Here is a 23148-nt window from a genome sequence, read left to right as displayed (position 1 = left end):
TTGCCTGCTCTTATATCGCAATTTACTTATATTTGAGTGCGGTCGGCTTTGTGGGTCTCACGTTTTCGGGCCGACTGCCGATCTTCAAGGCGAGCCGGCGACATGACCGGCCAGGAGCCCGCATGATCAAGCCCCCTTTGCCGCACAACGAAGCGAAGCGCCTGAAGGCGCTGCGCGACCTGGTGATCCTGGACACGCCGCCCGAGGAGCGTTTCGACCGCATCTCGGCGTTCGCGGCGAAAGAGTTCAACGTGCCGATCGCGCTGGTGTCGTTGGTCGATCACGATCGCCAGTGGTTCAAGTCGTCCTTCGGCCTGGAGGACGTGCAGGAAACGCCGCGCGACATTTCCTTCTGCGGCCACGCGGTGGCGATGGCGAAGACGCTGATCGTGCCCGATGCGCTGGCCGATCCCCGCTTCGCCGACAACCCCATGGTGGTGGGCCAGCCCTATGTGCGCTTCTACGCCGGGGCGCTGCTGCGCCTGCCGTACGGGCAGGTGGTGGGCACGCTGTGCATCATGGACCGGCGTCCGCGCGATTTCGACAAGCTGGACGAGGCCATCCTCAACGGCCTGCGCGACCTGGTGGTGGAGGAGCTGTTCCGGCGCGAGGAGGCGGTGTCGTGAGCGCCGGCCGGCCGCAGGTGCTGCTGATCGAACCCGATGGCCTGGTGCGCGGCACCGTGGCCTCGGTGTGCCGCGAGTTGCAGCTGGTGCGGCTGCAGCAGGCCACCAGCATCGCCCAGGGCGAAAAATGGATGCAGAGCAACGTGGACCACGGCCTGCTGCTCTCGCTGGCCGAGCGCGACGCGGCGCTGGCGCTGCTCACGCGGCTGCGCGCGGGTGAACTGCGCTGCGAGGTCGACATTCCGGTGGCGGTGATGGTGGCCAGCGCCGACGCGGAGCTGGTGGTGCGCCTCAAGGAGCTGGACGTGCGCCGCCTGCTGCTGCAACCCTTCCGCCTGCGCGACGTGGTGCACACGCTGGAGCAGCTCTGGCCGATGCCGGAAATCCTCGTCGCCTGAAGAGGCACCCTCCAGAACACCGCGGGTCCGGCTTCGCCGGCCCGCAGGTGTCGCCCCCCCCGGGGGGTGACGCCGCAGGCGGCGCGGGGGGACCCCCCTAGATCGCGAGGGGGTCCACGTCCACCGCGAAGCGGACCAGGCCACGCGCCTGCGGCAGGCCGCGGCACTCCAGCAAGACCGGCTGCCACGCGCTCAGGAAGCGCTGCAACGCGGCGCGCGAGACGGCCTCCACCAGCAATTGCGCGCGCTCCACATTGGCCACGCGCTGGATGGTCAGCGGCACCGCCGGGTAGAGCGTGATCTCGTCGCGGTGCGGCAGGCCGTCGGCGGCCTGCGCGGCCGCATTCAGGTAGGCCTGGGCCGCCTGCTGGGTTTTCGCGTCGGCGCGCAGCAGCGCCTGGTGGCCGAAGGGCGGCATGCCCGCGCTTTCGCGCTCGCCCAGCTGCTGCGCGGCGAAGGCCGGGAAGTCGTGCCGGCGCAGCGCGGCGAACAGCGGGTGCTGCGGCGTCCAGGTCTGCACCCACAGCTCGCTCTCGCTGCCCTGGCTGCTCACGAAAGCCGCGTCGCGCCCTGCGCGCCCACCGGCCTGCATCAGCAGCGCGAACAGGCGCTCGGGCGCGCGGTAGTCGCTGGCGAACAGGCCCGAGTCGGCGTTGATGCCGGCCACCAGCGTGATGCGGCGGAAGTCGTGGCCTTTGGCGATCATCTGCGTGCCCACCAGCACGTCCACCTCGCCGCTGTGCATGGTGGCGAGCTGCTGTTCCAGGCTGCCCTTGAGGCGGGTCGAGTCGGCGTCCATGCGCGCCACGCGCGCGGGGCCGCCATCGGGGCGCTTCACGTCGGCCAGCAGGCTGGCGAGTTGCTCTTCCACCTGTTCCGTGCCTTTGCCGATGGGCGCGATATCGAGGTTGCCGCACTCGGGGCAGGCGCGCGGCACGCGCTCGGTGAAGCCGCAGTGGTGGCAGCGCAGCGTGCGGTCCAGCTTGTGGAACACGCGAAAGGCGCTGCAGTGCGGGCAGGCGCTCTTCCAGCCGCAGTCGTGGCAGGCCAGCACCGGGGCGTAGCCGCGCCGGTTGAGCAGCACCATGCACTGTTCGCCACGCGCGATGCGCTCGGCCATCGCGGCCACCAGGGGCGGGGCGAGCACCGCGCCCTTGGGCTGGTGGTTCATGTCGACCAGGCGCAGGCGCGGCAGGGCCCCGCCGCCGATGCGCGCCGGCATGGCCAGGCGCAGGTAGCGGCCCTGGTCGGCCGCGTGCCAGCTCTCCAGCGAGGGCGTGGCCGAGCCGAGCACGACGCGGCAGCGCGCCGCCGCATCGCCCGTCTCGGCCACCAGCGCCTCCGTTTCCACCTTGGCGCGGTAGACCGCGAGGTCGCGCGCCGAATAACGCGCGCCTTCCTGGCTCTTGTAGCTGGGGTCGTGCTCTTCGTCGACCACGATCAGGCGCAGCCCGGGCAGGCTGGCCAGCACCGCCATGCGCGTGCCCAGCACGATGCGCGCCTGGCCGGTGTGCGCCGCGAGCCAGCCGGCCAGGCGCTGCGCGGGCGTCATGCCGCTGTGCAGGCAGACCAGGGCACCCGCGCCGAACAGGGGCTCGAAGCGCTCGCGAAAGCGCGCTTCCAGCTGCGGCGTGAGGTTGATCTCCGGCACCATCACCAGCACCTGCGCGTCGGCCCGCGCCTGCAGCACGTGCTGCGTGGCCTGCAGGTAGACCTCGGTCTTGCCGCTGCCGGTGGCGCCGTACAGCAGCACCGGGGCCTGCGCGGCTTCCAGCGCCTGCAGGGCTTCGCGCTGTTCGTCGCTCAGGTCCAGGCCGATGTCGGTGGCCGTGCCGTCGGGCGGGGCTTGCGGGGCGCGGTCGGCCTGCTGCTTCTGGCTTTTCTTGAGGCGTCGGGCGAGCTGCACGGTGTTCAGGTCGCGCAGTTGCGGCGGCAGGGCCGCCAGCGACACCTCGCCCAGGCTGCGCTGGTAGTACTGCGCCGCGAAACGCAGCAGCTGGCGCCAGCGCGCGTTGAGCGGCGGCAGGCCCTCGAGCACGCCGGCCACGGTTTTGGTCTGGGCTTCGCTCAGGCCTTCGGGCGGCAGGTCGGGGGATTCCCAGACCACGCCCAGCACCTCCCGGGCACCCAGCGGCACCCGCACCAAGGTGCCCGGTGCGAGCGACAGCTCACTCCGGTAAGTCAGGCTGGCGCCCACCCCGCTGTGGGCCGGGGTGGCCACGACGACGCTGGGCCAGAAAGCCATGCTTAGCGCCCATTCCTCAGCTGGACTGTCGGAACGCGCGCTAAGTTGTTGATTTGACAGAGCATCGGAACATATCCAGACTTTTTGTGGATAACTTTGTTGATAGTTTGCCTGCGCGCCGTCGGAAGCCTTGCAAATCAAGGGTTTGCTTAAACTGCCCGCAAAAAAAGCAGAAAATAAAACCTATATGAATCAATGACTTACGAGGCACTTGTAGGATTTGTCTGGCGCCTGGCTGCGGCGGGCCTCATGGCGCACCGCAGCACGAGTTTTGTGCATAAGTAAGGCGTGTCAAGTGACTTTTTCGGCATTATTTGTGTTATGGCCGGTTCAGCCGGCGGCTTTTTGACGCCTTCATGACGCCAGAACGGGGCGTTGCATCCGCCGCCCCAAGGGCGCCGGGGCAGGCCAAAAGCCCCGGCCCAGCTGCAAAAACGGGAGCGCTTCAGGCCGCCTGGCGCAGCCGCCGGGAATGCGAATGCACCGCATCCACGAGCACCGACACGTGCTCCGGCGGTGTGTGCTGGCTGATGCCGTGGCCCAGGTTGAAGATGTGCGTGGGGCCGGTGCCGGTGCCCTGGTGCGGCCGGCCGAAGCTTTCGAGCACCGCGGCCACCTCGGCCTCGATGCGCTCGGGCGGCGCGAACAGCACGTTGGGGTCGATGTTGCCCTGCAGCGCCTTGCCGTGGGCGCCTTCGCCCACCTGGGCGCGCGCGCGGGCCAGGTTCACGGTCCAGTCCAGGCCCAGGGCGTGGCAGTCGAGGTCCTTCATGTCGTCCAGCCACAGGCCGCCGCCCTTGGTGAAGACGATGCGCGGAATCACCACGCCGCCGTGTTCGCGCTTGAGCTGCGCCAGCACGCGGCGCGTGTAGGCCAGGCTGAAGTCCTGGAACTTGCCGTCGGCCAGCACACCGCCCCAGCTGTCGAACACCATCACGGCCTGGGCGCCGGCGTCGATCTGCGCGTTGAGGTAGGTGGCCACGGCGTCGGCGTTGACCGCGAGGATGCGGTGCATCAGGTCGGGGCGCGCGTACATCAGCGACTTCACGGCGCGGTAGTCGTCGCTGCCGCCGCCTTCGACCATGTAGCAGGCCAGCGTCCAGGGGCTGCCCGAAAAACCGATCAGGGGCACGCGGCCGTCGAGCGCCTTGCGGATCGAGGTGACGGCGTCGAACACGTAGCGCAGCTTGTCCATGTCGGGCACGGCCAGCGCGGCCACGTCGGCCTCGGTGCGCACGGTCTTCTCGAACTTCGGGCCTTCGCCGAGGGCGAACGACAGGCCCAGGCCCATGGCGTCGGGCACGGTGAGGATGTCGCTGAACAGGATGGCCGCGTCCAGCGCGTAGCGCTCCAGCGGTTGCAGCGTCACTTCGGTCGCGTAGTCGGTGTTGGTCGCCAGCCCCATGAAACTGCCGGCCTGCGCGCGCGTGGCGCGGTACTCGGGCAGGTAGCGGCCGGCCTGGCGCATGAGCCAGACGGGCGTGTGGTCGGTGGATTGGCGAAGGCAGGCGCGCAGAAAGGTGTCGTTCTGCAGGGGGGCAAAGGGCATGTCGGTACCGGGGACTGGGGTGGGGGGTATCGGGGGATTATCGGCCCCCACCCAGGGCGCAGGCGCAGGTGGGCTACGCCGCGCCGTTCTTGTACTTGATGCCGCAGCCGTAGGCACGGCTGGTGGCCACGCTCACCGGTTTGCCCGAGCGCAGTTCGCCCAGGCCCTGGCGCACGTAGTTGGTGGCCTTCGGGATGTCGTCCACCCGCGCCGAGGGGATGCTGTCGATGCCGCCGGCGTACACCAGCAGGCCCTGCGCATTGACGATGTACATGTGCGGCGTGACGCGCGCGGCATAGGCCTCACCCACCTTGCCGTCCTCGTCCATCAGCGTGGCGGTGGGGCTGGCCTGTTTCTCGGTCATCCAGCGGCCGAGCTGCTGGGGCGACTGGTAGTCGGCGCTGTCGTCGCGCGTGGAGTTGATCGCGAGCCACACCACGCCCTGGGCGGTGGCGTCCTTCTGCAGCGCCTGCATGTTGCCCTGGTAGTGCTTGCGCACGAAGGGGCAGCCCGGGTTGTTCCATTCCAGCACCACGGTCCTGCCCTTGAAGTCCGAGAGCTTGACGGGCTTGCCGGTGGTGTCCTGAAGGCTGAAGTCGGGCGCGGGCTGCCCCACACCGGGGGCCGCGAACGCGGGCGTGACCAGCATCGTGCCCAGGGGCGAAAAGACGGCCAGGGCGAGCAGGGGACGGCGTTGCATGGTGGAACTCCTGAAAACACGGTTGAAGAACAACGGGGCTGGCCTGCCTACAGCCGGGCCAGCGCCGCGCGGACCTCCTCGACACTGAGCACTTCGGTCAGCACCTGCGGGGTCTGGCCGTTCTTGTAGATCGCGTACACCGGCACGCCATTGCGGCCCAGGCTGGCGAGCGCGGCCGTCACGGCCGGGTCGCGGCGCGTCCAGTCGGCGCGCAGCAGGGCCACGTTCTTGCCGGCCATGTCGCCAAGCACGCTGGCGTCGGCCAGGGTGGTGCGCTTGTTGTACTGGCAGGTCACGCACCAGGCGGCGGTGAAGTCCACGAACACCGGGCGGCCCTGCGCGACCAGCTCGGCCTGCGCCTGCGGGCTCCACGGTTGCCAGCTCACGCCCTTGACCGCCGTGGCCACGGCCTGGCCGGGGGTGGGGTCCTGCAGGCGCGTCACGTTCGGGCCGATGGTCCAGCCCAGCCAGGCCAGGCCGACGAGCGAGAGTCCGGCGATCACGGTGCGGCCGCGCCCGCGCAGGCCCAGGGCCCAGACCAGCAGCGCGAGCACCACCAGCAGCATGAGCAGCGCGGCCGCGCCGTCGATGCCGCTTTGCTGGCCCAGCACCCACAGCAGCCAGACCACGGTGGCGAACATGGGGAAGGCCATGAGGTGGCGGAAGGTGGCCATCCAGGCACCCGGGCGCGGCAGCGCGCGCGCCACCGCCGGCACCCAGCTGGCGAGCAGGTAGGGCAGGGCCATGCCCAGGCCGAGCGTGGCGAACACGGCCAGCGCCTGCGCGGCGGGCAGGGCGATGGCCAGGCCGAGTGAGGCGCCCATGAAGGGCGCGGTGCAGGGCGAGGCGATGGCGGTGGCCAGCACGCCGGTGAGGAAGGCGTCGGTGGTCGGGTTGCGCGCCTGCAGGCTGGCGATGCGGCTGGGCAGCACGCTGCCGAACTCGAACAGGCCGGCCAGGTTCAGGCCGATCAGGGTGAACAGCACGGCCAGCGCGGCCACCACGCCCGGGCTTTGCAGCTGGAAGCCCCAGCCGAGTTGTTCACCGGCCGCGCGCAGCCCGAGCAGCAGCGCCCCGAGCGCGACGAAGGAGAGCACCACGCCGGCGGTGTAGGCGAGGCCGTTGGCGCGGTGGGCGCGGCGGTTGTCGGCGTGCTGGGCGAAGGCCAGGACCTTGATGGCCAGCACCGGGAACACGCAGGGCATGAGGTTGAGGATCAGCCCGCCGAGCAGCGCGCCCAGCAGGGCCGCGCCCAGGGTGAGCGAGGTGGCGCCGCCCGCGGGGGGGCGGCGGTCGCGCGGGCCGCATTGGCGTCCAGTGCGGCCTGCAGCGCCTCGGGCACCGCGGCGGGCAGGGGCGCGGCGGCCGGCCAGGTGCCTTGCACCGGCACGTCCAGGCGCACGCCGGGGCTGCCCGGCCCCTGGCCCGCGGGCGAGGCCTGGGCCACCACCAGCGCGAGCCGGTCCGGGCTGTCGCTGCGGTGCGGCGAGAGCGGCACGCGCGCGGTCCAGCGCTCGCCGTCCCAGGCCTGTGTCCAGGGCTGGCCGGGTTCGATCAGGCCGGCGGCCTCGGGGAAAAATTCGAGCGCCTGGCCGCGCCAGGCGGCGGGCAGGCCGTTGAGTGCCACGTTCAGGAAGCCGGGCTCGGGGGCGGCGCGGCTGTCCTGCGCCGGCTGGTCCTTGGGCGCGGCCTGGAAGCTGGCGTCGAAGGCGGCGCCGTGCAGGCCGGTGGAGCCGCGCACCGGCAGGCGCAGGGCGAAGCTCCCTTCTTCCGGGATGCATTCCTTGCGGCAGACCAGCCAGGTCGCCTGGAGCTTGACGTCGATGTGGCTGCCGGTGAAACCGGGATCCACCGTCAGCGGCACCGGCAGCACCACGGTGCCGTCGTAGCCGTAGTTGGCGAGGTTGCCGATCGGGAACTTGCGCGGCGTGGGCCAGGCGATGGCCCCGGCCGTCACGCCCGGCGGCAGCGTCCACTGCAGGTCGGTGGGCAGGCCGGAGTCGCCCGAGTTCTTCCAGTAGGTGTGCCAGTCGGGCGCGTGGGTGATCTGCAGCCCGACCCAGACCGGCTGGCCCGGCCCGGCGCCTTCGGGGGCGTGGGCCAGCAGCTCGGCGCGCGCCTGGTCGCTCTGCACCACGGTCTGCGCGGGCGCCACGCCCGACAGCAGGCCCTGGGCGGGCACCGAGAGGGGGGCGAGCGCCAGCAGCAGGGCGCCGAACAGGTGGCGCGTGGCGTGGCGGACCGAGGAAAAGGCGTTGAGGGGCATCGGGCAACAGGCAGGGGGGATCGGGGCGGGGCGGTGGCGCCGCCCGTGGGTATGAGAGGCCGGGCGCGCCCAAGTTCCTGGGGCAGGCCGCTCAAATATAAGCGAGCACTGTTTGTCTGTGCGGCGCGACACGCTGGGGGCTTTTCACCCAGGCTTCACAGGGCTTTCATGTTTGGGTACAACCGGGGGCGGACGGGTGGTTGACCAGCATGGAGGGTTTTGTGCATGGGATCGATCGTTGAACGCGCCTTGCTGCCATGGGCGCAAAGAGTCAAGTCGCGGGTGAACCTGCCGGTTCGCCTGAGTTGGGGTGAGCAGGGCTCGTCTTCGCTGTCCCTGGGCGAGTTCGATGCGCCGCAGGTGGAGATCCGGGTGCGCGACGCCTCGGCGCTGCCGCTGCTCATCGACCCCGGCCTGGACACCCTGGGCCAAGCCTATGTGGAGGGCCTGATCGACGTGGAGGGTTCGATGGCGGACATCCTGGCCGTGGCGCACCGCCTGGCCGAGACCGCCGAACCCGATGGCGGCCTGCTCGGGCGCCTGCGCCGGCGCTTCGCCCACACGCGCGAGAGCGACAGCGAGGCCATCCAGTACCACTACGACGTGTCCAACGCGTTCTACGCCCAGTGGCTGGATGAGCGCATGGTCTATTCCTGCGGCTATTTCGAGAACGGCGACGAAACGCTGGACGAGGCGCAGGTCAAGAAGATCGACCACATCCTCACCAAGATCCAGCTGCAGCCCGGCCAGCGCCTGCTCGACATCGGCTGTGGCTGGGGCGCGCTGGTGTTGCGCGCGGCGCAGAAGTTCGGCGCGCACTGCGTGGGTGTGACGCTTTCGAAGAACCAGCACGAGCTGGCGCGCGAGCGCGTGAAGGCCGCCGGCCTGGAAGACCGCATCGACATCCGCCTGCAGGACTACCGCGACGTGAAGGACGGCCCGTTCGACCGCATCACCAGCGTGGGCATGTTCGAGCACGTGGGGCTGAACCACCTGGCGGGGTATTTCGGGCACATCCGCTCGCTGCTCAAGCCCGGCGGCTGGGCCATGAACCATGGCATCACCAGCACCGACCCGCAGGATGGCGAGACACGGCACGGCGGCGGCACCTTCATCGACCGCTACGTGTTCCCGCAGGGCGAGCTGCCGCACATCGGCACCGTGCTGCGCACCATGCAGGAAGGCGGGCTCGAAGCCTTCGACATCGAGAGCCTGCGCCGCCACTACATGCGCACCACGCATCTCTGGAGCGAGGCCTTCGAGGCGCGCACGGCGCAGATCAAGCCGCTGGTGGACGAGCGCAAATGGCGCATCTGGCGCGTGTACCTCGCGGGCTGCGCCTGGGCCTTCGAACACGACGAGGTGTCGATCTACCAGGTGATCTGCCGCGCGGCGGGCCAGCCCGCCCAAGGCCTGCCCTGGTCGCGGCGCTTCATCTACCGCTAGCAACGAGCCCGTCCAGAGGCACCGAGGAACCGGCTTTGCCGGGCCTCAGGTGTCGTCCCCCTTCAGGGGGGAGGCGCCGAAGGCGACGCGGGGGGTGTTTCCTGAAACCCCAGCACCACCCGCCTGGTGGTGGCCGATTTCTTCTCGATCTTGGTGACCACCACGCGGCCGATCTCGGCCGTGTTGGCCACGTGCGTGCCGCCGCAGGGCTGCAGGTCGATCAGCAGATCGCCCTCGCCGATGCAGATGGTGCGCACCGTGCCGCTGCCGCGCGGCGGGGCCACGCTCATGCTCTTGACCAGCGCGGGGTTGGCGTCGAGTTCGGCGTCGGTGATCGCGCCCACGGTCAGCGGGTGCGACTCGGCCACCAGCCGTGCCAGGCCTTGCGTGAGCACTTCCTTGTCGAGCGGGTCGGTCAGGTGCAGGTCCATGCGCGCGTAGTCGGGCGTGATCGAGCAGCCGTTCACCGGCACCGGCACGAGGTGGCAGAGCAGGTGGGTCGCGGTGTGAAAGCGCATCAGGCGGTGGCGGCGGTCCCAGTCGATGCGCGCGGTGACCGGCAGGCCGGTGGCGAGCCGGGTCAGCAGTGCCTCCTGGCCCGGCGCCGGCACGTGCACGATGTCGGCGGTGGCCCGGCCTTCGGCGTCCTTGCCCTTGCGGGTGTCGGCGATCGCGATGGCCGTGCCGTCGGCCAGCGTGAGCGTGCCGGCGTCGCCGGCCTGGCCGCCGCCGAGCGGGTAGAACACCGTGCGGTCGAGCACGATGCCGTGGTCGTCGATGCGCGCCACAACGGCGTCGCACTGCTGCAGGTAGGCGTCCTGGCGGAAAAGGTCGTGGGTCATCGCGCCATCTTACGGGCGCGCGCTTAACGCACTTAAGATGCGGGCATGTCCGCCCCATCCCGCTTCTGGTCCGACCTCACCACCGCCGATTTCGCCGCGCTGGACACCGCGCGCGCCATCGCGGTGCTGCCGGTGGCCGCCACCGAACAGCACGGGCCGCACCTGCCGCTGTCGGTCGACACCGACATCGTCAACGGCGTGCTGCGCGCGGCCTTGCCGCACATCGCCAGCGAGCTGCCGGTGCTGGTGCTGCCCACGCAGGCCGTGGGCTACAGCCCCGAGCACACCGGTTTCGCGGGCACGCTCACGCTCAGGATCGAGACCCTGATGCGGGTGTGGACCGAGCTGGCCGAGTGCGTGGCGGCCAGCGGCGTGAAGAAGCTCGTGCTGTTCAACGCGCACGGCGGCCAGGTGGGCGCGCTCGACCTCGTGGCGCGCGACCTGCGCGCGCGGCTGGGCATGCTGGTCTACAGCGTGAACTGGTTCCACCTGCCGCTGACCGACGCCAAGGGGCACGACCTGAACGCGCTGTTCAGCGCCGAGGAACACCGCTTCGGCATCCACGCGGGCGAGATCGAGACCTCGCTCATGCTCGCGCTGTCACCCGAGCGGGTGCACCTGCGCGAGGCCGAGCACTTCCGGTCGGCCTCGCAGGGCCGTGCCCAGCGTTTCCCCATCCTGGGCAATGGCAAGAGCGCCAAGCTGGCCTGGCAGATGCAGGACTACAACCCACAGGGTGCCGTGGGCAACGCCGCCGCCGCCAGCGCCGACAAGGGCCAGGCCGTGCTCGAAGCCGCCGGCCGCGCGCTGGCCCAGCTCTTGAGCGAGATCGACCGGCTGCCGCCGGACACGCTCACCGACCGCGTCGCCTTCCCGCCGGCCCGGTAGCGACCGATCCGGCGCCGGGCCGCCCCAAGCCGGATCAGCCCCCTTGGGGGCCGCGACCCGCGCAGCGGCGGAGCGTGGGGGCTTCGCCTCAGGCGTAGGTCATCCAGTCCTTGAACTCCGCCCTGTCCAGGTGGGGCAGTGTGTTGTAGCTCAGCAGCGTGTGGCGCTTGGGGTTGAACTGGAACTCCGTCACCGCGCTGTTGCGGATGCGCAGATTCAGTTCGATGGTGGCCTCGGGGCTCAGCCCCAGCACATGCCCCACGGCGGTGGAGATCGGCCCGCCGCTGGACACCAGCAGCACGTTCTGGCCGTGGTGGTTCGCGCGCACATGGTCGAGCGCGCCCGTCACGCCGCGCACGAACTCGGTGTAGCTGGGCATGCCTTGCGGGCTCACGGTGCCGGCCATCCACTGCGCGAGGCCGTCGCGCAACAGGCGGAAGTGGTGGCGGTAGAGCTCGGGGGCCTCGGTGGCGCTGCGCGGCTTCTGCAAGGGGTGCGGGTGGATGGCGCGGATCACCGCCTCGCTGTCGTACTCATTCAGACCAGCCCAGGCCAGGGGTTCGTGTGAGAGCCCCGCGCCTTCGGCGATGCCGGCCCAGGTCTGCTGGTGCCGGCGCAAGGTGCCGGTGATCACGGCGTCGAACACAAGCCCGCGCTCGGCCCAGTAGCGGCCCAGCTGCACGCTCTGGCGCTGGCCCATGTCGCTGAGCTGGTCGTAGTCGTCCGAGCCAAACGAGGCCTGGCCGTGGCGCACAAGGTAGAGGGTTCCCATGGCGGCATTCTGTGGCCGCGTGGCGGCCCGACTTTGTCCCGGCAGCGACTGGGCAGCCGCCCGGCAGTCGCGCAGGTGTCTGCCCCCGCAACCGTGACGGATGTCGGTCGCCCGAACTCGCGCGGCTTTGCGGTCTTTTTCCATTGCTAGGCGGCACAGGCCCTGTGCTTCAATCGTCGGCATGTGCGTCTTTTCCCGTTGCCATGCTGTTTGACATGCCCACCCTGCTCGCGATGCGGGTCGGCATCGATGGGCTCACGGCCCTCGCATTTTTTGGCTTGCTGCGCCGCTACCCGACCATCGGGGGACCGGGCTGGTGGTCGCTGTCGGCCACGGTGTCCATCCTGGGGTCGCTGGGCCTGTGGTTGCGTGGCAGCGTGCCCGATTTCCTCGCCTACGGCGCCGGCAACGCGGCCCTGTGCATCGCGCCCCTGCTGGCCTGGATGGGCCTTCGCAGCCACCTGCAGTTCCTGCAGCCGGTGGCGCGGGTGGCCGCGGCAGGCCTGGTGGCGGCCGCGCTGCAGACCGTGTTCATCTTCGTATGGGACCTGCCGCAGGCGCGCCAGGCCGTGTTCGCGCTGGCGGTGCTCATCGTCATGGGCATGGCGTACCGGGACATGGTGAGCGCCGACCCGCAGCGGCGCGTGCCCGAGATGCAGGCCCTCAAGCTGCTGACCGTGGTGGAGTTCGTCGCCATGCTGCTGTTCGCCCTGGCCGGGCCGGTGGCGGGCCTGCCGCTGTCGCAGGTGGGGCCGGTCACGGTGTTCTTCTTCCTGCTCGCGGGCCTGCTGCGCGTGGTGCTCTATGGGGCCCTGGTGACCTACCGGCTTCGGCTCGAAGGCGATCGCGCGCGCCAGGGCCTGCTGATCCGCGAGGCGGACTCGCGCGCGCTGATCGAGAACCTCAGTGCCGGGGTGATGGTGTTCCGGCCCAACCACACGCTCTCGAGCATCAACAGCGCGGCGCGCCGCTTCTTCGGCTGGAGCCCGGGTGGCGCCAACACGGCCTTGCCCGAACCGACCGGGCCGGGCTGGCAGATGCTGCGCGAGGACGGCCAGCCCATGCGCCGCCACGACATGCCGTTCGAGCGCGTGCTGGCCACCGGCCAGCCGGTCAAGAGCGTGGTGGTGGGCGTGCCGGTGGGCAACGGCGACGAGGTGCATTGGGCCCTGTTCAATGCCTACCCCGAGAACAACGCCCAGGGCGGTCTGCGCCACGTGGTGCTGACCTTCATCGACATCACCTCGCTCAAGACCGCGCAGGCCGAGCAGAAGACCCTGCAGGCGCAGCTCTCGCAGTCGCAGAAGATGGAAGCCCTGGGCACGCTGGCGGGCGGCGTGGCGCACGACTTCAACAACATTCTGGCCGCGATCCTGGGCAACGCCGACCTGGCGCGGCAGGACCTCACGCACGATGCGCCGGCGCGCGAAAGCCTGCACGAGATCAGCACGGCCGCGCGCCGCGGCCGCGAGCTGGTGCGGCAGATCCTGGCCTTCAGCCGCCAGCAGCCGGCCGAACGCACCCGTGTGGACGTGGGCGCCATCCTGGCCGAGACCTGCAACCTCATGCGGGCGGCCATGCCGCCGCACGCGCAACTGCTGCATGAGTGCCACCCCGACACGCCGCCCCTGCTGGCCGACGCCACCCAGCTCGGCCAGGTGCTGATCAACCTGGGCACCAACGCCGTGCACGCGCTCGAAGGCCGCCCGGGGCGGGTCGAGTGCCAGCTCGACGGCCTCAAGGGCCACGACCCCCGGCTGCCCACCGAGGTGGCCGAGGCCTGCGCCGAAGCCGGGGTGGATGCGGTGCGCCTGCGGGTGAGCGACAACGGCTGCGGCATGACCGAGGCGGTGCGCAGCCGCATCTTCGAGCCCTTCTTCACCACCAAGGTGGTGGGGCGCGGCACCGGCCTGGGCCTGCCGGTGGTGCTGGGCATCGTGCAGGTGCATGGGGGCGCCATCGATGTCGAGAGCCGGCCCGGCAAGGGCACCACCTTCACGCTCTACTTCCCCGCGGCGCCCGACGGTCCGCCCGGGCTGGCCCTTGATCCCGTGGTTGGACATGCGGGGGCCGATCCCGTCACAATGGCCCCTCGCCCATCCGAGGGCGCCGAGACCGCTCTTTTGGAGACCCCCCCCATGGCCGACGCCCCGCCAGCGGACCAGCCCCACATCCTGTACCTCGACGACGACGACACGCTGGTCTTCCTGGTGCGCCGCCTGCTGGAGCGCCGGGGCTACCGCGTGACGTCCTTCACCGACCAGCAGCTGGCGGTGAACGCGGTGCGCGAGCAGCCCGAGGCCTTCCAGCTGCTGCTGACCGACTACAACATGCCGGGCATGTCGGGGCTGGACGTGGCGCGCGCCGTGCTGGCGATCAACCCCAAGCTGCCGGTGGCCGTCGCCTCCGGCTACATCACCGACGAACTGCAGGCCGAGGCCAAGACGGCCGGCGTGCGCGAGGTGGTGTTCAAGACCGACGCGGTCGAGGCCTTCTGCGAGGTGGTGGCCCGCCTGGTCAAGCCAGACTGAAGCAGCGGCATCCAGAGGCATCAAGGGTCCGGCTTCGCCGGCCCGAAATGCCGTCCCCCCTCCCAGCGCCGAAGGCGCGCCAGAGAGGGGGGAAGCCGCCAAGGGCGGCGCAGGGGGAGCCCCTCAATCTTCCACGAACGCTTCCTCGCGCTTGGCCTTGACCGAGGGCAGCAACACCACGACCAGCAGCACCACGGCGATGGCCAGCAGGCTGGCCGACATCGGGCGCGTGACCAGCACGCTCCAGTCACCGCGCGAGATCAGCAGCGCGCGCCGCAGGTACTCTTCCATCATCGGCCCCAGGATCAGGCCCAGCAGCAGCGGCGCCGGCTCGCACTTGAGCTTGTGGAACAGGTAGCCGACCACGCCGAAGATGGCGACCATCCAGATCTCGAAGGTGTTGTTGTTCTCCGAGTACACACCCACGGCACAGAACAGCACGATCGCCGGGAACAGCCACTTGTAGGGGATGGTCAGCAGCTTGATCCACATGCCGATCAGGGGCAGGTTGAGCACGATCAGCATCAGGTTGCCGATCCACATCGAGGCGATCAGGCCCCAGAACAGTTCCGGGTTGCTGGTCATGACCTGCGGGCCCGGCTGGATGTTGTGGATGGTCATCGCACCCACCATCAGCGCCATCACGGCGTTGGGCGGAATGCCCAGCGTGAGCAGCGGGATGAAGGAGGTCTGTGCGCCGGCGTTGTTGGCCGACTCGGGACCGGCTACGCCGCGGATGTTGCCCTGGCCGAACGGCACTTCGCCCTTCTTGAGCTTGATCTTCTTCTCGATCGTGTACGAGGCGAAGGCCGACATCAGCGCGCCGCCGCCGGGCAGGATGCCCAGCACCGAGCCCAGGGCCGTGCCGCGCAGCACGGCGGGCGTCATGCGCTGGAAGTCTTCCTTGGTCGGCATCAGGCCCTTGACCTTGGCTGTGAAGACCTCGCGCTGGTCCGACGGTGTGGCCAGGTTGGCGATGATCTCGCCGTAGCCGAACACGCCCATCGCGATGGCGATGAAGCTGATGCCGTCGGTGAGTTCGGGGATGTCGAAGCTGTAGCGCGCCACGCCCGAGTTCACGTCGGTGCCCACCAGGCCGAAGGCCAGGCCGAGCAGGATCATGGCCACCGCCTTGAGCAGCGAGCCCGAGGCCAGCACCACGGCACCGATCAGGCCCAGCACCATCAGCGAGAAGTACTCGGCCGGGCCGAACTTCAGCGCCACTTCGGTCAGCGGCGGCGCGAAGGCCGCGAGGATCAGGGTGCCGGCGCAGCCCGCGAAGAACGAACCCAGGCCGGCGGCGGCCAGCGCGGGCCCGGCCCGTCCCTTGCGCGCCATCTGGTAGCCGTCGATCACGGTCACCACCGAGGACGCTTCGCCGGGCAGGTTGACCAGAATGGCCGTGGTGGAGCCGCCGTACTGCGCGCCGTAGTAGATGCCGGCCAGCATGATCAGCGCCGCTTCCGGCGGCAGGCCGTAGGTGGCGGGCAGCAGCATGGCGATGGTGGCGACCGGGCCGATGCCGGGCAGCACACCGATCAGCGTGCCCAGCAGGCAGCCGACGAAGGCGTAGATGAGGTTCTGCGCCGTGAAGGCGACGCCGAAACCGATCGAGAGGTTGGTGATCAGATCCATGGTTCTTGTCTGGTGGGGGGCGTGGTCACGCGCATCAGCCGATGAAGGCCGGCCAGATCGGGAAGTTCAGCTTGAGCGCGAGCTCGAAGGCGATGTAGCTGCCGATCGACAGGACGGTGGCGAGCACGAACACCTCCTTGGCCTTGAACTGGTCGCCGGCCAGGCTGGCGACGAAAGTGAGGGCGTAGATCGCGACGATCAGGCCCATGGCCGGCAGGCCCCAGCTGTGCACGCCCACCAGCAGCACGCCGAAGATCAGGTTGGCGCCGATGATGAAGATCAGGGGGCGCCAGGCGATGCGGCCGATCGGCTCGCCATCCTCGGTCTTCACCGTCAGGGCCTTGAGCGTGATCAGCACGCCCATGATGGTGATGAGCACGCCCACCACCAGCGGGAAATAGCCTGGGCCCATGCGGGCACCGGTGCCCACGTTGTAGGTGGTGGCACCCCAGGCGAAGGCCACACCGAACGCGCTGAACAGCACGCCCGAGGCAAAGTCTCTCTGACTCTTGATTCTCACGATGTCTCCTGAAATGGCGTTGATCGCCGGCTCCTGCACAGGGCTCGGCGAGGGCACAAGACGTGCGCCGCGCGATGGTAAGAAGACCGTGGGGGTGTGTGGGTGACCAAAACATTGCCATTTGGCAATGTGGGCCGCGGCCGTCGCGGTGCCGCGTCAGCGGTTGGGTCGCGGCAGTTCGATGACGGCGCGCAGGCCCGGTGCCGCGTTCTCGAAATGCAGGCGCCCGCCGTGCAGGGCCACCACCGCCTGCACGCTGGCCAGGCCCAGCCCATGCCCCGGCGCGTCGTCCGGGTGCAGGCGGTGAAAGCGCTTGCCCAGGCGCGCGAGTTCGGCATCGGGCACACCGGGGCCGTTGTCCTGCACGCTGAGCCGCACGCCATCGGGCAGCTCCTGCGTGCCCACCTGGATCACCGCACCCGGGCCGGCGTACTTGAGCGCGTTGTCGAGCAGGTTGGCCAGCGCGCCGGCCAGCAGGTCGCGGTCGCCGGGCAGTTGCACCTCGTCGGCCGGTTCGTGCCGCAGCACGGCGTCCTGGGCCTCGGCAACGGCCTCGTAGAGTTCCACCACGTCGGCGGCGACCACGTCGAGCGCCACCGGCGTGAAGCTGCGGCGCCGCGCGCCGGCCTCGGCCTCGGCGATCTGCAGCAGTTTCTCGAACACCAGCGTCAGCTCTTCGATCTCGCGGATGGCCGCGCCGATGGCCTCGCGGCGTTGCGCCGGGTCCGTGTCGGCCTGCTCCGCGTGGCGCAGGCGCACCAGGATGCGCGTGAGCGGCGTGCGCAGGTTGTGCGCGATGGTGTTGGAGACGTGGCGCACGCCGTCCATCAGCGACTCGATGCGGTCGAGCATGGTGTTGATCTCGCGGTTGAGCAGCGCGAACTCATCGTCCGCGCCCGACTCCGCGACGCGCTCGCGCAGCTCGCCGGCCGTGGCGATGCGCTTCGCGGTGAGGCGCACCGCGCTCACGCTGCGCTCGAGTTCCTGGCGGAACACGAAGGTGCCGCCGATCAGCAGCAGCACGGCCACGATGCCGGCGGCCGCGCTCGCGCTCGCCACCAGGGACTCGATCAGCTCCTGGTCCCGCAGGTCCTGCCCGACCACCAGCACGCCGCCGTCGGGCAGGGTGCGCGTGACCAGGTAGGCGTTCACGCTGCGCCCGTCGCGCTCCACGCGCCGCTGGGTCGGCCCGGTGTTCGCTGCGGCGTCGGGCGCGCGGTCGAGGTTGCCCGCGAGCCGGTGGCCCTCGCGGTCGGTCAGCAGGTAGATCTCGCTGTCGGAGTCGCGGCCGTCGGTCAGCGCCCGGGTGATGGCCGCGGCCGCGGCCGCGGTGCCGCCCTCGTTCATGTCCGCCATCAGCTGCTGCGCCGACAGGCCCACCTGCCGCGCCATGCGCTGGTGCAGCACGCCGACGGTCTGCAGGTAGACGATGGCCAGGGCGGCCAGCATGGTGACGGCGACCAGGAAGCCGTAGGAGAACGCCAGGCGAAAACCGACCGAGCGCCAGAGCCCCCCCAGCTTGGCGATCATCCGGCGCGGTCTGGGTCGTCGGCGGCGGCGATGCGGTAGCCGATGCCGCGCACGGTGTGGATCAGCGGCGGCGCACCGCCCGCATCGAGCTTGCCGCGCAGGCGGCTGACCTGCACATCGATCACGTTGGTCTGCGGATCGAACTGGTAGTCCCACACGGCTTCGAGCAGCATGGTGCGGGTCAGCACCTGGCCGGGATGGCTCATCAGGTAGGCGAGCAGGCGGAACTCGCGCGGCTGCAGCGCCACCGGCCGGCCGCCGCGCTCGACATGGCGGCTCGCGAGATCGAGTTTGAGATCGGCCACCTGCAGCGTGCGGATCGCCGGGCCCGGCCGCGAGCGCCGCACCAGGGCCTCGGCCCGCGCGGCGAGTTCGGAGAAGGCGAAGGGTTTGGTCAGGTAGTCGTCGCCCCCCGCCTTGAGCCCGCGCACGCGTTCGTCCAGGGCGCTGAGCGCGCTGAGCACCAGCACAGGTGTCTTCTTGCCCAGGCCGCGCAGGGTTGCGAGGATGGAGAGGCCGTCCACCTCGTTGGGCAGCATGCGGTCCAGGATGATCAGATCCCACTGCTCGCTGGTGGCCCGGCCGAGCGCTTCCATGCCGTCGCGGCAGATCACGACCACGTGGCCGAGCGCGCGGAAACCATTGGCGATGTAGCGCGCGTTGTCCGCGTCGTCTTCCACCACCAGGCAGCGCCACATCACGGTGGCTTCCATCAGGCCTGCGCCCTTTCACTCAGATCGAACATGCGTTGCACTCCGCTTTTTTTGCCGGGTGCCCATTCTGCTTGATCCGCCGCCGCGCGAGATTCAGCCCTCGGCCAGGACGCCGGCCAGCACCGCGCTGTCCACGTTGCCACCGCTCAGGGTGGTGCCCACCACCTGGCCCGGGAGCGCGGCGCGCTCCTGCCAGGCGGCGGCGAAGCTGGCGGCGCCCGCGCCTTCGGCCACGTTGTGGGTGTCGGCGAACAGCATGCGCATGGCCTGCGCGACTTCCGCGTCGCTGACCTGCACGATTCGCTCCAGGTGCGGCCGCAGCACCTCGAGCGCGGCGGCGTCGGCCACGCGGCAGGCCATGCCATCGGCCAGCGTGGTGGTCACGGGCGCTTCGACCACCCGGCCTTCGGCCAGTGAAGCCGCGTAGGTGGTGGCGTGGGCACTGACCACGCCGACGATGCGCACGGGGTGCCGCAGCGCCAGCTTGGCGGCGATCGCCGAGCACGCGCCCGATCCCTGGCCGATCGGTACGTAGACGATGTCGAGCGACGGCACGGCGCGAAAGAATTCCCACCAATAGGTGCTCACGCCCCGCAGCAGATCGGGGTGGAAGCTTGGCACCATGTGCGCGCCGCGTGCGGCGGCGAGCTCCATGGCGTGCTCGCGGCTGGCCTGGAAGTCGTCGCCGTGTTCGATCAGCGTGACGCCGAGCGCGCGCATGGCGGCGTTTTTCTCCACCGAGTTGCCGCGCGGCACGACGATGGTGCAGACCACACCATGCGCGCGCGCGGCCCAGCCGATGCTCTGGCCGTGGTTGCCGCGCGTGGCGCTGATGACCTCGCGCGGCAGCTCGCCGTGCGCCTTGAGCTGGTCGAAGTAGGTCAGCCCGCCGCGGATCTTGAACGCACCCGCCGGTGTGTGGTTCTCGTGCTTGACCCAGCAGTCGGCGCCCAGGCGCGCGCTGAGCGTCGCCCAGCGGTACTGAGGCGTGGGGCCGAACTCGCGGTAGACCACCTGCGCGGCGGCCTCGATGTCGTGCAGGGTGGGCAGCAGGTGGTTCATGGCGGGGACAGCAAGCTGAGCCGGCCGTGGGCCGGGGTGTCGAGCTCGGCCGCGAGGCCGGCCGGACCGTCGTTCACGGTGATGCCCGGCAGGCCTACGGCCTGCAAGGCCGCGCGCAGCCCGGCGGCGCCCGCGTGGCGCAGGTGCAGGCGGCGCAGCGCCACGCCACTGGCGGGCATGTGCCGTGTGGGATGGGCGCCGCTCCACTGGATCAGCGTGGGCAGCGCGCCGTTGAAGAGGCGTTGGCCGTCGTCGCGCACGCTGATGCGCCATTGCAGCAGGCCCTGCGGTGTCTGGCGCGAGGCGCTGACGACCGGGCCGCGCTGGATGCCGATGGCGCGCAGCGCCGCGAGGGACGCGTCGATGTCGGGCACGCGCGCCACCCAGTGCACGAGCTGGGGGCCTTGGCGCTGCAGGCGCTGCTGCAACGCGGGGTCATCGAGGTCGAACCAGCGGCGCTGGTGGGCCGCGCGGGTCGGCGTGGCGCGCGGGTCGATGGCGATGACTTCCAGGTAGGCATCGGGCGCTTCGCCGCCGTCGAGCCGAAGCAGGCGGTTGTGGGTGCCGAACAGCGGGTGTTCCCCGCCCGGGCCGGGCGTGACGCCCAGCGTGGCTTCGCACCAGGCCACGCCCTCGTCGAGCGTGCGCGCGGCCACCACCAGGTGGTCGATCTGCGCCCGGGGCTCAGCCATGGCCTCTCCCGGAGGTCACAGCGTCACCTCGCCGTCGATGCAGGTGACGGAGGCGCCGCCGACCCAGATGCTGCCCTCGGCATCGCGGTGGATGTGCACCCGGCCGGCGCGCGCCATGGCCGTGCCTTGCGCGGCGACGTAGTCCGGTGGCGCCATGCCCGCGCCGATCAGCCATTGCGCCACGGCGGCGTTGAGGCTGCCGGTCACCGGGTCTTCGCTCAGCGTCTGGTGGCCGTGGAAGAAGGCGCGCACCTCGAAGGCGGTGTCCGAGCCGGCGGGTTGCGGGCCGACGAGGCCGATCTCCAGCCCGGCGAGCACCTGCGCATCGGGCCGCACCGCGAGCACCTGCTCGGCCGAGCGCAGCATCACGCCGCGCCAGGGTGGGCCGTTCTCGCACCAGGCGTGCGCCACGATCTCATCGCGCGCCAGGCCCAGGCCGCGCGCGATCAGGGCCACGTCGGCCTCGTCGAGCGGGCCGCTGCGCCGCAGCGGCGGCGCGGCAAACGCGAGGCGCTCGCCATCGCGCCGGATGCGCACCAGGCCCACGCCGCATTCCTGCACCACGTGGGCTTGGGCCCGGGGCTGGCCGCCAGCCTGCAGCCAGGCGTGGCAGGTGCCCAGCGTGGGGTGGCCCGCGAAAGGCAGTTCCCGGCCGGGGCAGAAGATGCGCACGCGGTAGTCGGCACCGGCCGCGTGGCCTTCGTCGGTGGGCGGCAGCACGAAGGTGCACTCCGAGAGGTTGGTCCAGTCGGTGAACTGCTGCATGACCTCGGTGCTCAGGCCGGTGCCGTCGAGCACCACGGCCAGCGGGTTGCCGCGGTAGGGCGTTTCGGTGAACACGTCGACTTGCTTGAAGGGGCGTTGGGCCATGGGGAGGTTCTCCGGGTTCGTCAGGACAGGGGCAGGTCGAGCACGCCGCGGCTCGCGGGCCGGGCCAGCCAGCCGGCGTACCAGCGTTCGAGGTGCGGCCACGCGGGGCGCGGCTGCGGCAGGCCCCACCAGCGGTGCACTTCGCAGGCGATGGGGATGTCGGCCATGGTGAGCGCATCGCCGGCCATGAAGGCCTGGCGCGACAGGTGCTCGTCGAGCAGGGCGAACAGCGGCTCGGTGGCGGCGACCGATTGCGCGATTACCTGGGCGTTGCGCTGCGCGGCCGGTGTGCGGATCCACTGCTTGAAGCCCGGGCTGCCCGCGGGGTTGAGCGTGGTCTGCTGCCAGTCCATCCAGCGCTCGGCATCGAAGCGTCGCCGCAGATCGCTCGGGTAGAGCCGGTTCTCGCGCGCGCACAGGTAACGCACGATGGCGTTCGATTCCCAGAGCGTGAAGTCACCGTCCTGCAGCAGCGGCACCAGGCCGTTGGGGTTGCGCGCTCGGTAGTCGGGCGTGTCCACGACGCCGTGGGCCAGGCCGGCGTCGGTGCGCGGCAGGTCGAGGCCGAGCACCTGCGCGCACAGCACGACCTTGCGCACGTTGATCGAGCTCAGCCGGCCCCACAGCTGCAGCATGGGCTCAGGCCTTGGGTTGTTCGCGGATGGCCTGGGCCAGCGCGGTGATGCCGATGCGGATCTGCTCCACGCTGGCGGTGACGAAACTTAGGCGCAGGCTGCGTGGATCGGGCTCGTCGGCGTAGAACGCGGCGCCGGGCACGAAGGCCACGCCCTTGTCCACCGCGCGCGGCAGCAGGTCGATGGCGTTCATGCCTTCGGGCAGGCGCACCCAGAGGAACATGCCGCCGTCGGGCGAGTTCCACTGCACGCCCAGGCCCTGCATCTCCTGCGCCAGACTGGCCAGCATGGCCGCGCACTGGCTCTTGTAGAGCGCGCGGATGGTGGGCACATGGCGGTCCAGGAAACCATCCTTGAGCACCTCGGCCACCATGCGCTGGTTGAAGCCGGGGCTGTGCAGGTCGGCCGCCTGCTTGGCCTGCAGCAGCTTGGGGAAGACCGCCTTGGGCGCGACGATGAAACCCAGCCGCAGGCCGGGCGCGAGCACCTTGGAGAACGAACCCAGGTAGATGCAGCCGTCGGGGTTGCGCGCGCTCAGCGGCAGCGGCGGCGGCGCGTCGAACCAGAGGTCGCCATACGGGTTGTCTTCCACGATCGGCAGGCCGTGTGCGGCCGCGCTGGCCACCAGCGCGGCGCGGCGGGCCTCGCTCATGCTGCGGCCGGTGGGGTTCTGGAAGTTGGGCAGCACGTAGAGGAAACGCGCGCGGTTCGCGCCGCTGCCCACCCGGCGTTCGAGGTCACCCACGTCGACGCCCTCGGCGTCGCTGGCCACGGCTTCGATGATGGGCTCCATGGGGGTGAAGGCCTGCAGCGCGCCAAGGTAGGTGGGCGTTTCCACCAGCACGCGGCTGTCGGTGTCGATCAACACCTTGGCCACCAGGTCCAGGCCCTGCTGGCTGCCGGTGGTGATGAGCACCTGGGCCGGATCCACTTCCCAGGGCAGTTGCGCCGCCACGGCCTCGCACAGCGGGCCGTAGCCTTCGCTGGCCGAGTATTGCAAGGCAGCCAGGCCGTCTTCGCGCAGCACCTTGGCGCAGGCGTCGGCGAACGCACTCACCGGGAAGGTCTTGGGCGAGGGCAGGCCGCCGGCGAAACTGATGATGCCGGGCTTTTCCGTGACCTTGAGGATCTCGCGGATCACCGAGGGGTTCATGCGCGCGGCGCGGCGGGCCAGCGTCCAGGGCATGGCGGTGGTGGGCGTGGTGGGCAGGTCGTTGGGTTTCATGAA

General features: G+C 70.5%; 19 protein-coding genes and 1 pseudogene. 5 read left to right on the top strand and 15 right to left on the bottom strand.

Annotated elements, in window-relative coordinates; all coding sequences use genetic code 11:
- Positions 1 to 122: 122 nt before the first annotated feature.
- The gene (locus ABSY19_RS11135) at positions 123 to 626 is read left to right on the top strand and encodes a GAF domain-containing protein (protein WP_382162605.1); all 504 of its coding nucleotides are present in this window, start codon (positions 123 to 125) and stop codon (positions 624 to 626) included.
- Positions 623 to 1024, top strand: a complete 402-nt coding sequence (locus ABSY19_RS11130; RefSeq protein WP_382162602.1) for a hypothetical protein — start codon at positions 623 to 625, stop codon at positions 1022 to 1024. The genes ABSY19_RS11135 and ABSY19_RS11130 overlap by 4 nt, the downstream gene beginning before the upstream one ends.
- 97 nt (positions 1025 to 1121) lie before the next feature.
- On the opposite strand, the gene priA is transcribed toward ABSY19_RS11130, so the two are convergent.
- The 4 genes and pseudogenes from priA to ABSY19_RS11110 all read right to left on the bottom strand — a co-directional run bounded on the left by priA (position 1122) and on the right by ABSY19_RS11110 (position 7784).
- Positions 1122 to 3269, bottom strand: coding sequence for a primosomal protein N' (priA, locus tag ABSY19_RS11125; protein ID WP_382162600.1), 2148 nt, complete (start codon positions 3267 to 3269; stop codon positions 1122 to 1124).
- Between the two features lie 445 nt (positions 3270 to 3714).
- Positions 3715 to 4818, bottom strand: coding sequence for a uroporphyrinogen decarboxylase (hemE, locus tag ABSY19_RS11120; RefSeq protein WP_382162598.1), 1104 nt, complete (start codon positions 4816 to 4818; stop codon positions 3715 to 3717).
- A 73-nt stretch (positions 4819 to 4891) separates the two neighbouring features.
- Positions 4892 to 5518, bottom strand: a complete 627-nt coding sequence (locus ABSY19_RS11115) for a thioredoxin family protein (RefSeq protein WP_382162595.1) — start codon at positions 5516 to 5518, stop codon at positions 4892 to 4894.
- 47 nt (positions 5519 to 5565) lie between these two features.
- Positions 5566 to 7784, bottom strand: a pseudogene (locus tag ABSY19_RS11110) (protein-disulfide reductase DsbD family protein).
- Between the two features lie 225 nt (positions 7785 to 8009).
- Here ABSY19_RS11110 and ABSY19_RS11105 point away from each other — a divergent pair.
- A complete protein-coding gene (locus tag ABSY19_RS11105; RefSeq protein ID WP_382162591.1) occupies positions 8010 to 9230 on the top strand; it encodes a class I SAM-dependent methyltransferase in 1221 nt (406 codons plus the stop codon).
- Positions 9231 to 9292: 62 nt separating this feature from the next.
- Here the strand turns inward: ABSY19_RS11105 and ABSY19_RS11100 are convergent, their stop codons facing one another.
- Positions 9293 to 10072, bottom strand: coding sequence for an alanyl-tRNA editing protein (locus ABSY19_RS11100; protein ID WP_382162588.1), 780 nt, complete (start codon positions 10070 to 10072; stop codon positions 9293 to 9295).
- Between the two features lie 45 nt (positions 10073 to 10117).
- Between ABSY19_RS11100 and ABSY19_RS11095 the strand changes: the two genes are divergently transcribed.
- Entirely contained in the window at positions 10118 to 10960 is an 843-nt protein-coding gene (locus ABSY19_RS11095) for a creatininase family protein (protein ID WP_382162585.1), read from the top strand.
- 88 nt (positions 10961 to 11048) lie between these two features.
- Here the strand turns inward: ABSY19_RS11095 and ABSY19_RS11090 are convergent, their stop codons facing one another.
- Positions 11049 to 11732 (bottom strand): histidine phosphatase family protein, encoded by a 684-nt coding sequence (locus ABSY19_RS11090; RefSeq protein WP_382162582.1) that lies wholly within the window; start codon positions 11730 to 11732, stop codon positions 11049 to 11051.
- Between the two features lie 215 nt (positions 11733 to 11947).
- Here ABSY19_RS11090 and ABSY19_RS11085 point away from each other — a divergent pair, with 215 nt between their 5' ends.
- Positions 11948 to 14263: an ATP-binding protein gene (locus ABSY19_RS11085; RefSeq protein WP_382162579.1), complete on the top strand. Its 2316-nt coding sequence runs from the start codon at positions 11948 to 11950 to the stop codon at positions 14261 to 14263.
- A gap of 123 nt (positions 14264 to 14386) precedes the next feature.
- Here the strand turns inward: ABSY19_RS11085 and ABSY19_RS11080 are convergent, their stop codons facing one another.
- From ABSY19_RS11080 to ABSY19_RS11040, 9 genes are all read right to left on the bottom strand, one after another.
- A complete protein-coding gene (locus ABSY19_RS11080) occupies positions 14387 to 15898 on the bottom strand; it encodes a tripartite tricarboxylate transporter permease (RefSeq protein WP_382162577.1) in 1512 nt (503 codons plus the stop codon).
- A gap of 34 nt (positions 15899 to 15932) precedes the next feature.
- Positions 15933 to 16418, bottom strand: a complete 486-nt coding sequence (locus ABSY19_RS11075; protein ID WP_382162574.1) for a tripartite tricarboxylate transporter TctB family protein — start codon at positions 16416 to 16418, stop codon at positions 15933 to 15935.
- A gap of 156 nt (positions 16419 to 16574) precedes the next feature.
- Positions 16575 to 17948 carry an ATP-binding protein gene (locus ABSY19_RS11070; RefSeq protein ID WP_382162571.1) on the bottom strand — a complete coding sequence of 458 codons (1374 nt, stop codon included), beginning with the start codon at positions 17946 to 17948 and terminating at the stop codon, positions 16575 to 16577.
- A complete protein-coding gene (locus ABSY19_RS11065; RefSeq protein ID WP_382163768.1) occupies positions 17945 to 18646 on the bottom strand; it encodes a response regulator transcription factor in 702 nt (233 codons plus the stop codon). The genes ABSY19_RS11070 and ABSY19_RS11065 overlap by 4 nt, the downstream gene beginning before the upstream one ends.
- A gap of 108 nt (positions 18647 to 18754) precedes the next feature.
- On the bottom strand, positions 18755 to 19723 hold the full coding sequence (locus ABSY19_RS11060) for a threonine dehydratase (protein ID WP_382162568.1): 969 nt from the start codon (positions 19721 to 19723) through the stop codon (positions 18755 to 18757).
- Positions 19720 to 20415, bottom strand: a complete 696-nt coding sequence (locus ABSY19_RS11055) for a VOC family protein (protein WP_382162565.1) — start codon at positions 20413 to 20415, stop codon at positions 19720 to 19722. Before ABSY19_RS11055 ends, ABSY19_RS11060 begins: the two co-directional genes overlap by 4 nt.
- A gap of 15 nt (positions 20416 to 20430) precedes the next feature.
- Positions 20431 to 21285: a PhzF family phenazine biosynthesis protein gene (locus tag ABSY19_RS11050; protein WP_382162562.1), complete on the bottom strand. Its 855-nt coding sequence runs from the start codon at positions 21283 to 21285 to the stop codon at positions 20431 to 20433.
- 20 nt (positions 21286 to 21305) lie between these two features.
- Positions 21306 to 21920 (bottom strand): glutathione S-transferase family protein, encoded by a 615-nt coding sequence (locus tag ABSY19_RS11045; protein ID WP_382162559.1) that lies wholly within the window; start codon positions 21918 to 21920, stop codon positions 21306 to 21308.
- 4 nt (positions 21921 to 21924) lie between these two features.
- Positions 21925 to 23145, bottom strand: a complete 1221-nt coding sequence (locus ABSY19_RS11040) for a PLP-dependent aminotransferase family protein (protein WP_382162556.1) — start codon at positions 23143 to 23145, stop codon at positions 21925 to 21927.
- Positions 23146 to 23148 lie beyond the last annotated feature (3 nt).

The organism is Hydrogenophaga sp. ANAO-22 (assembly GCF_042466645.1).
Taxonomy (GTDB): Bacteria; Pseudomonadota; Gammaproteobacteria; order Burkholderiales; family Burkholderiaceae_C; genus Hydrogenophaga.
The sequence above is the reverse complement of the archived record's forward strand: the minus strand, read 5'-3'. Positions and strand labels throughout refer to the sequence as shown.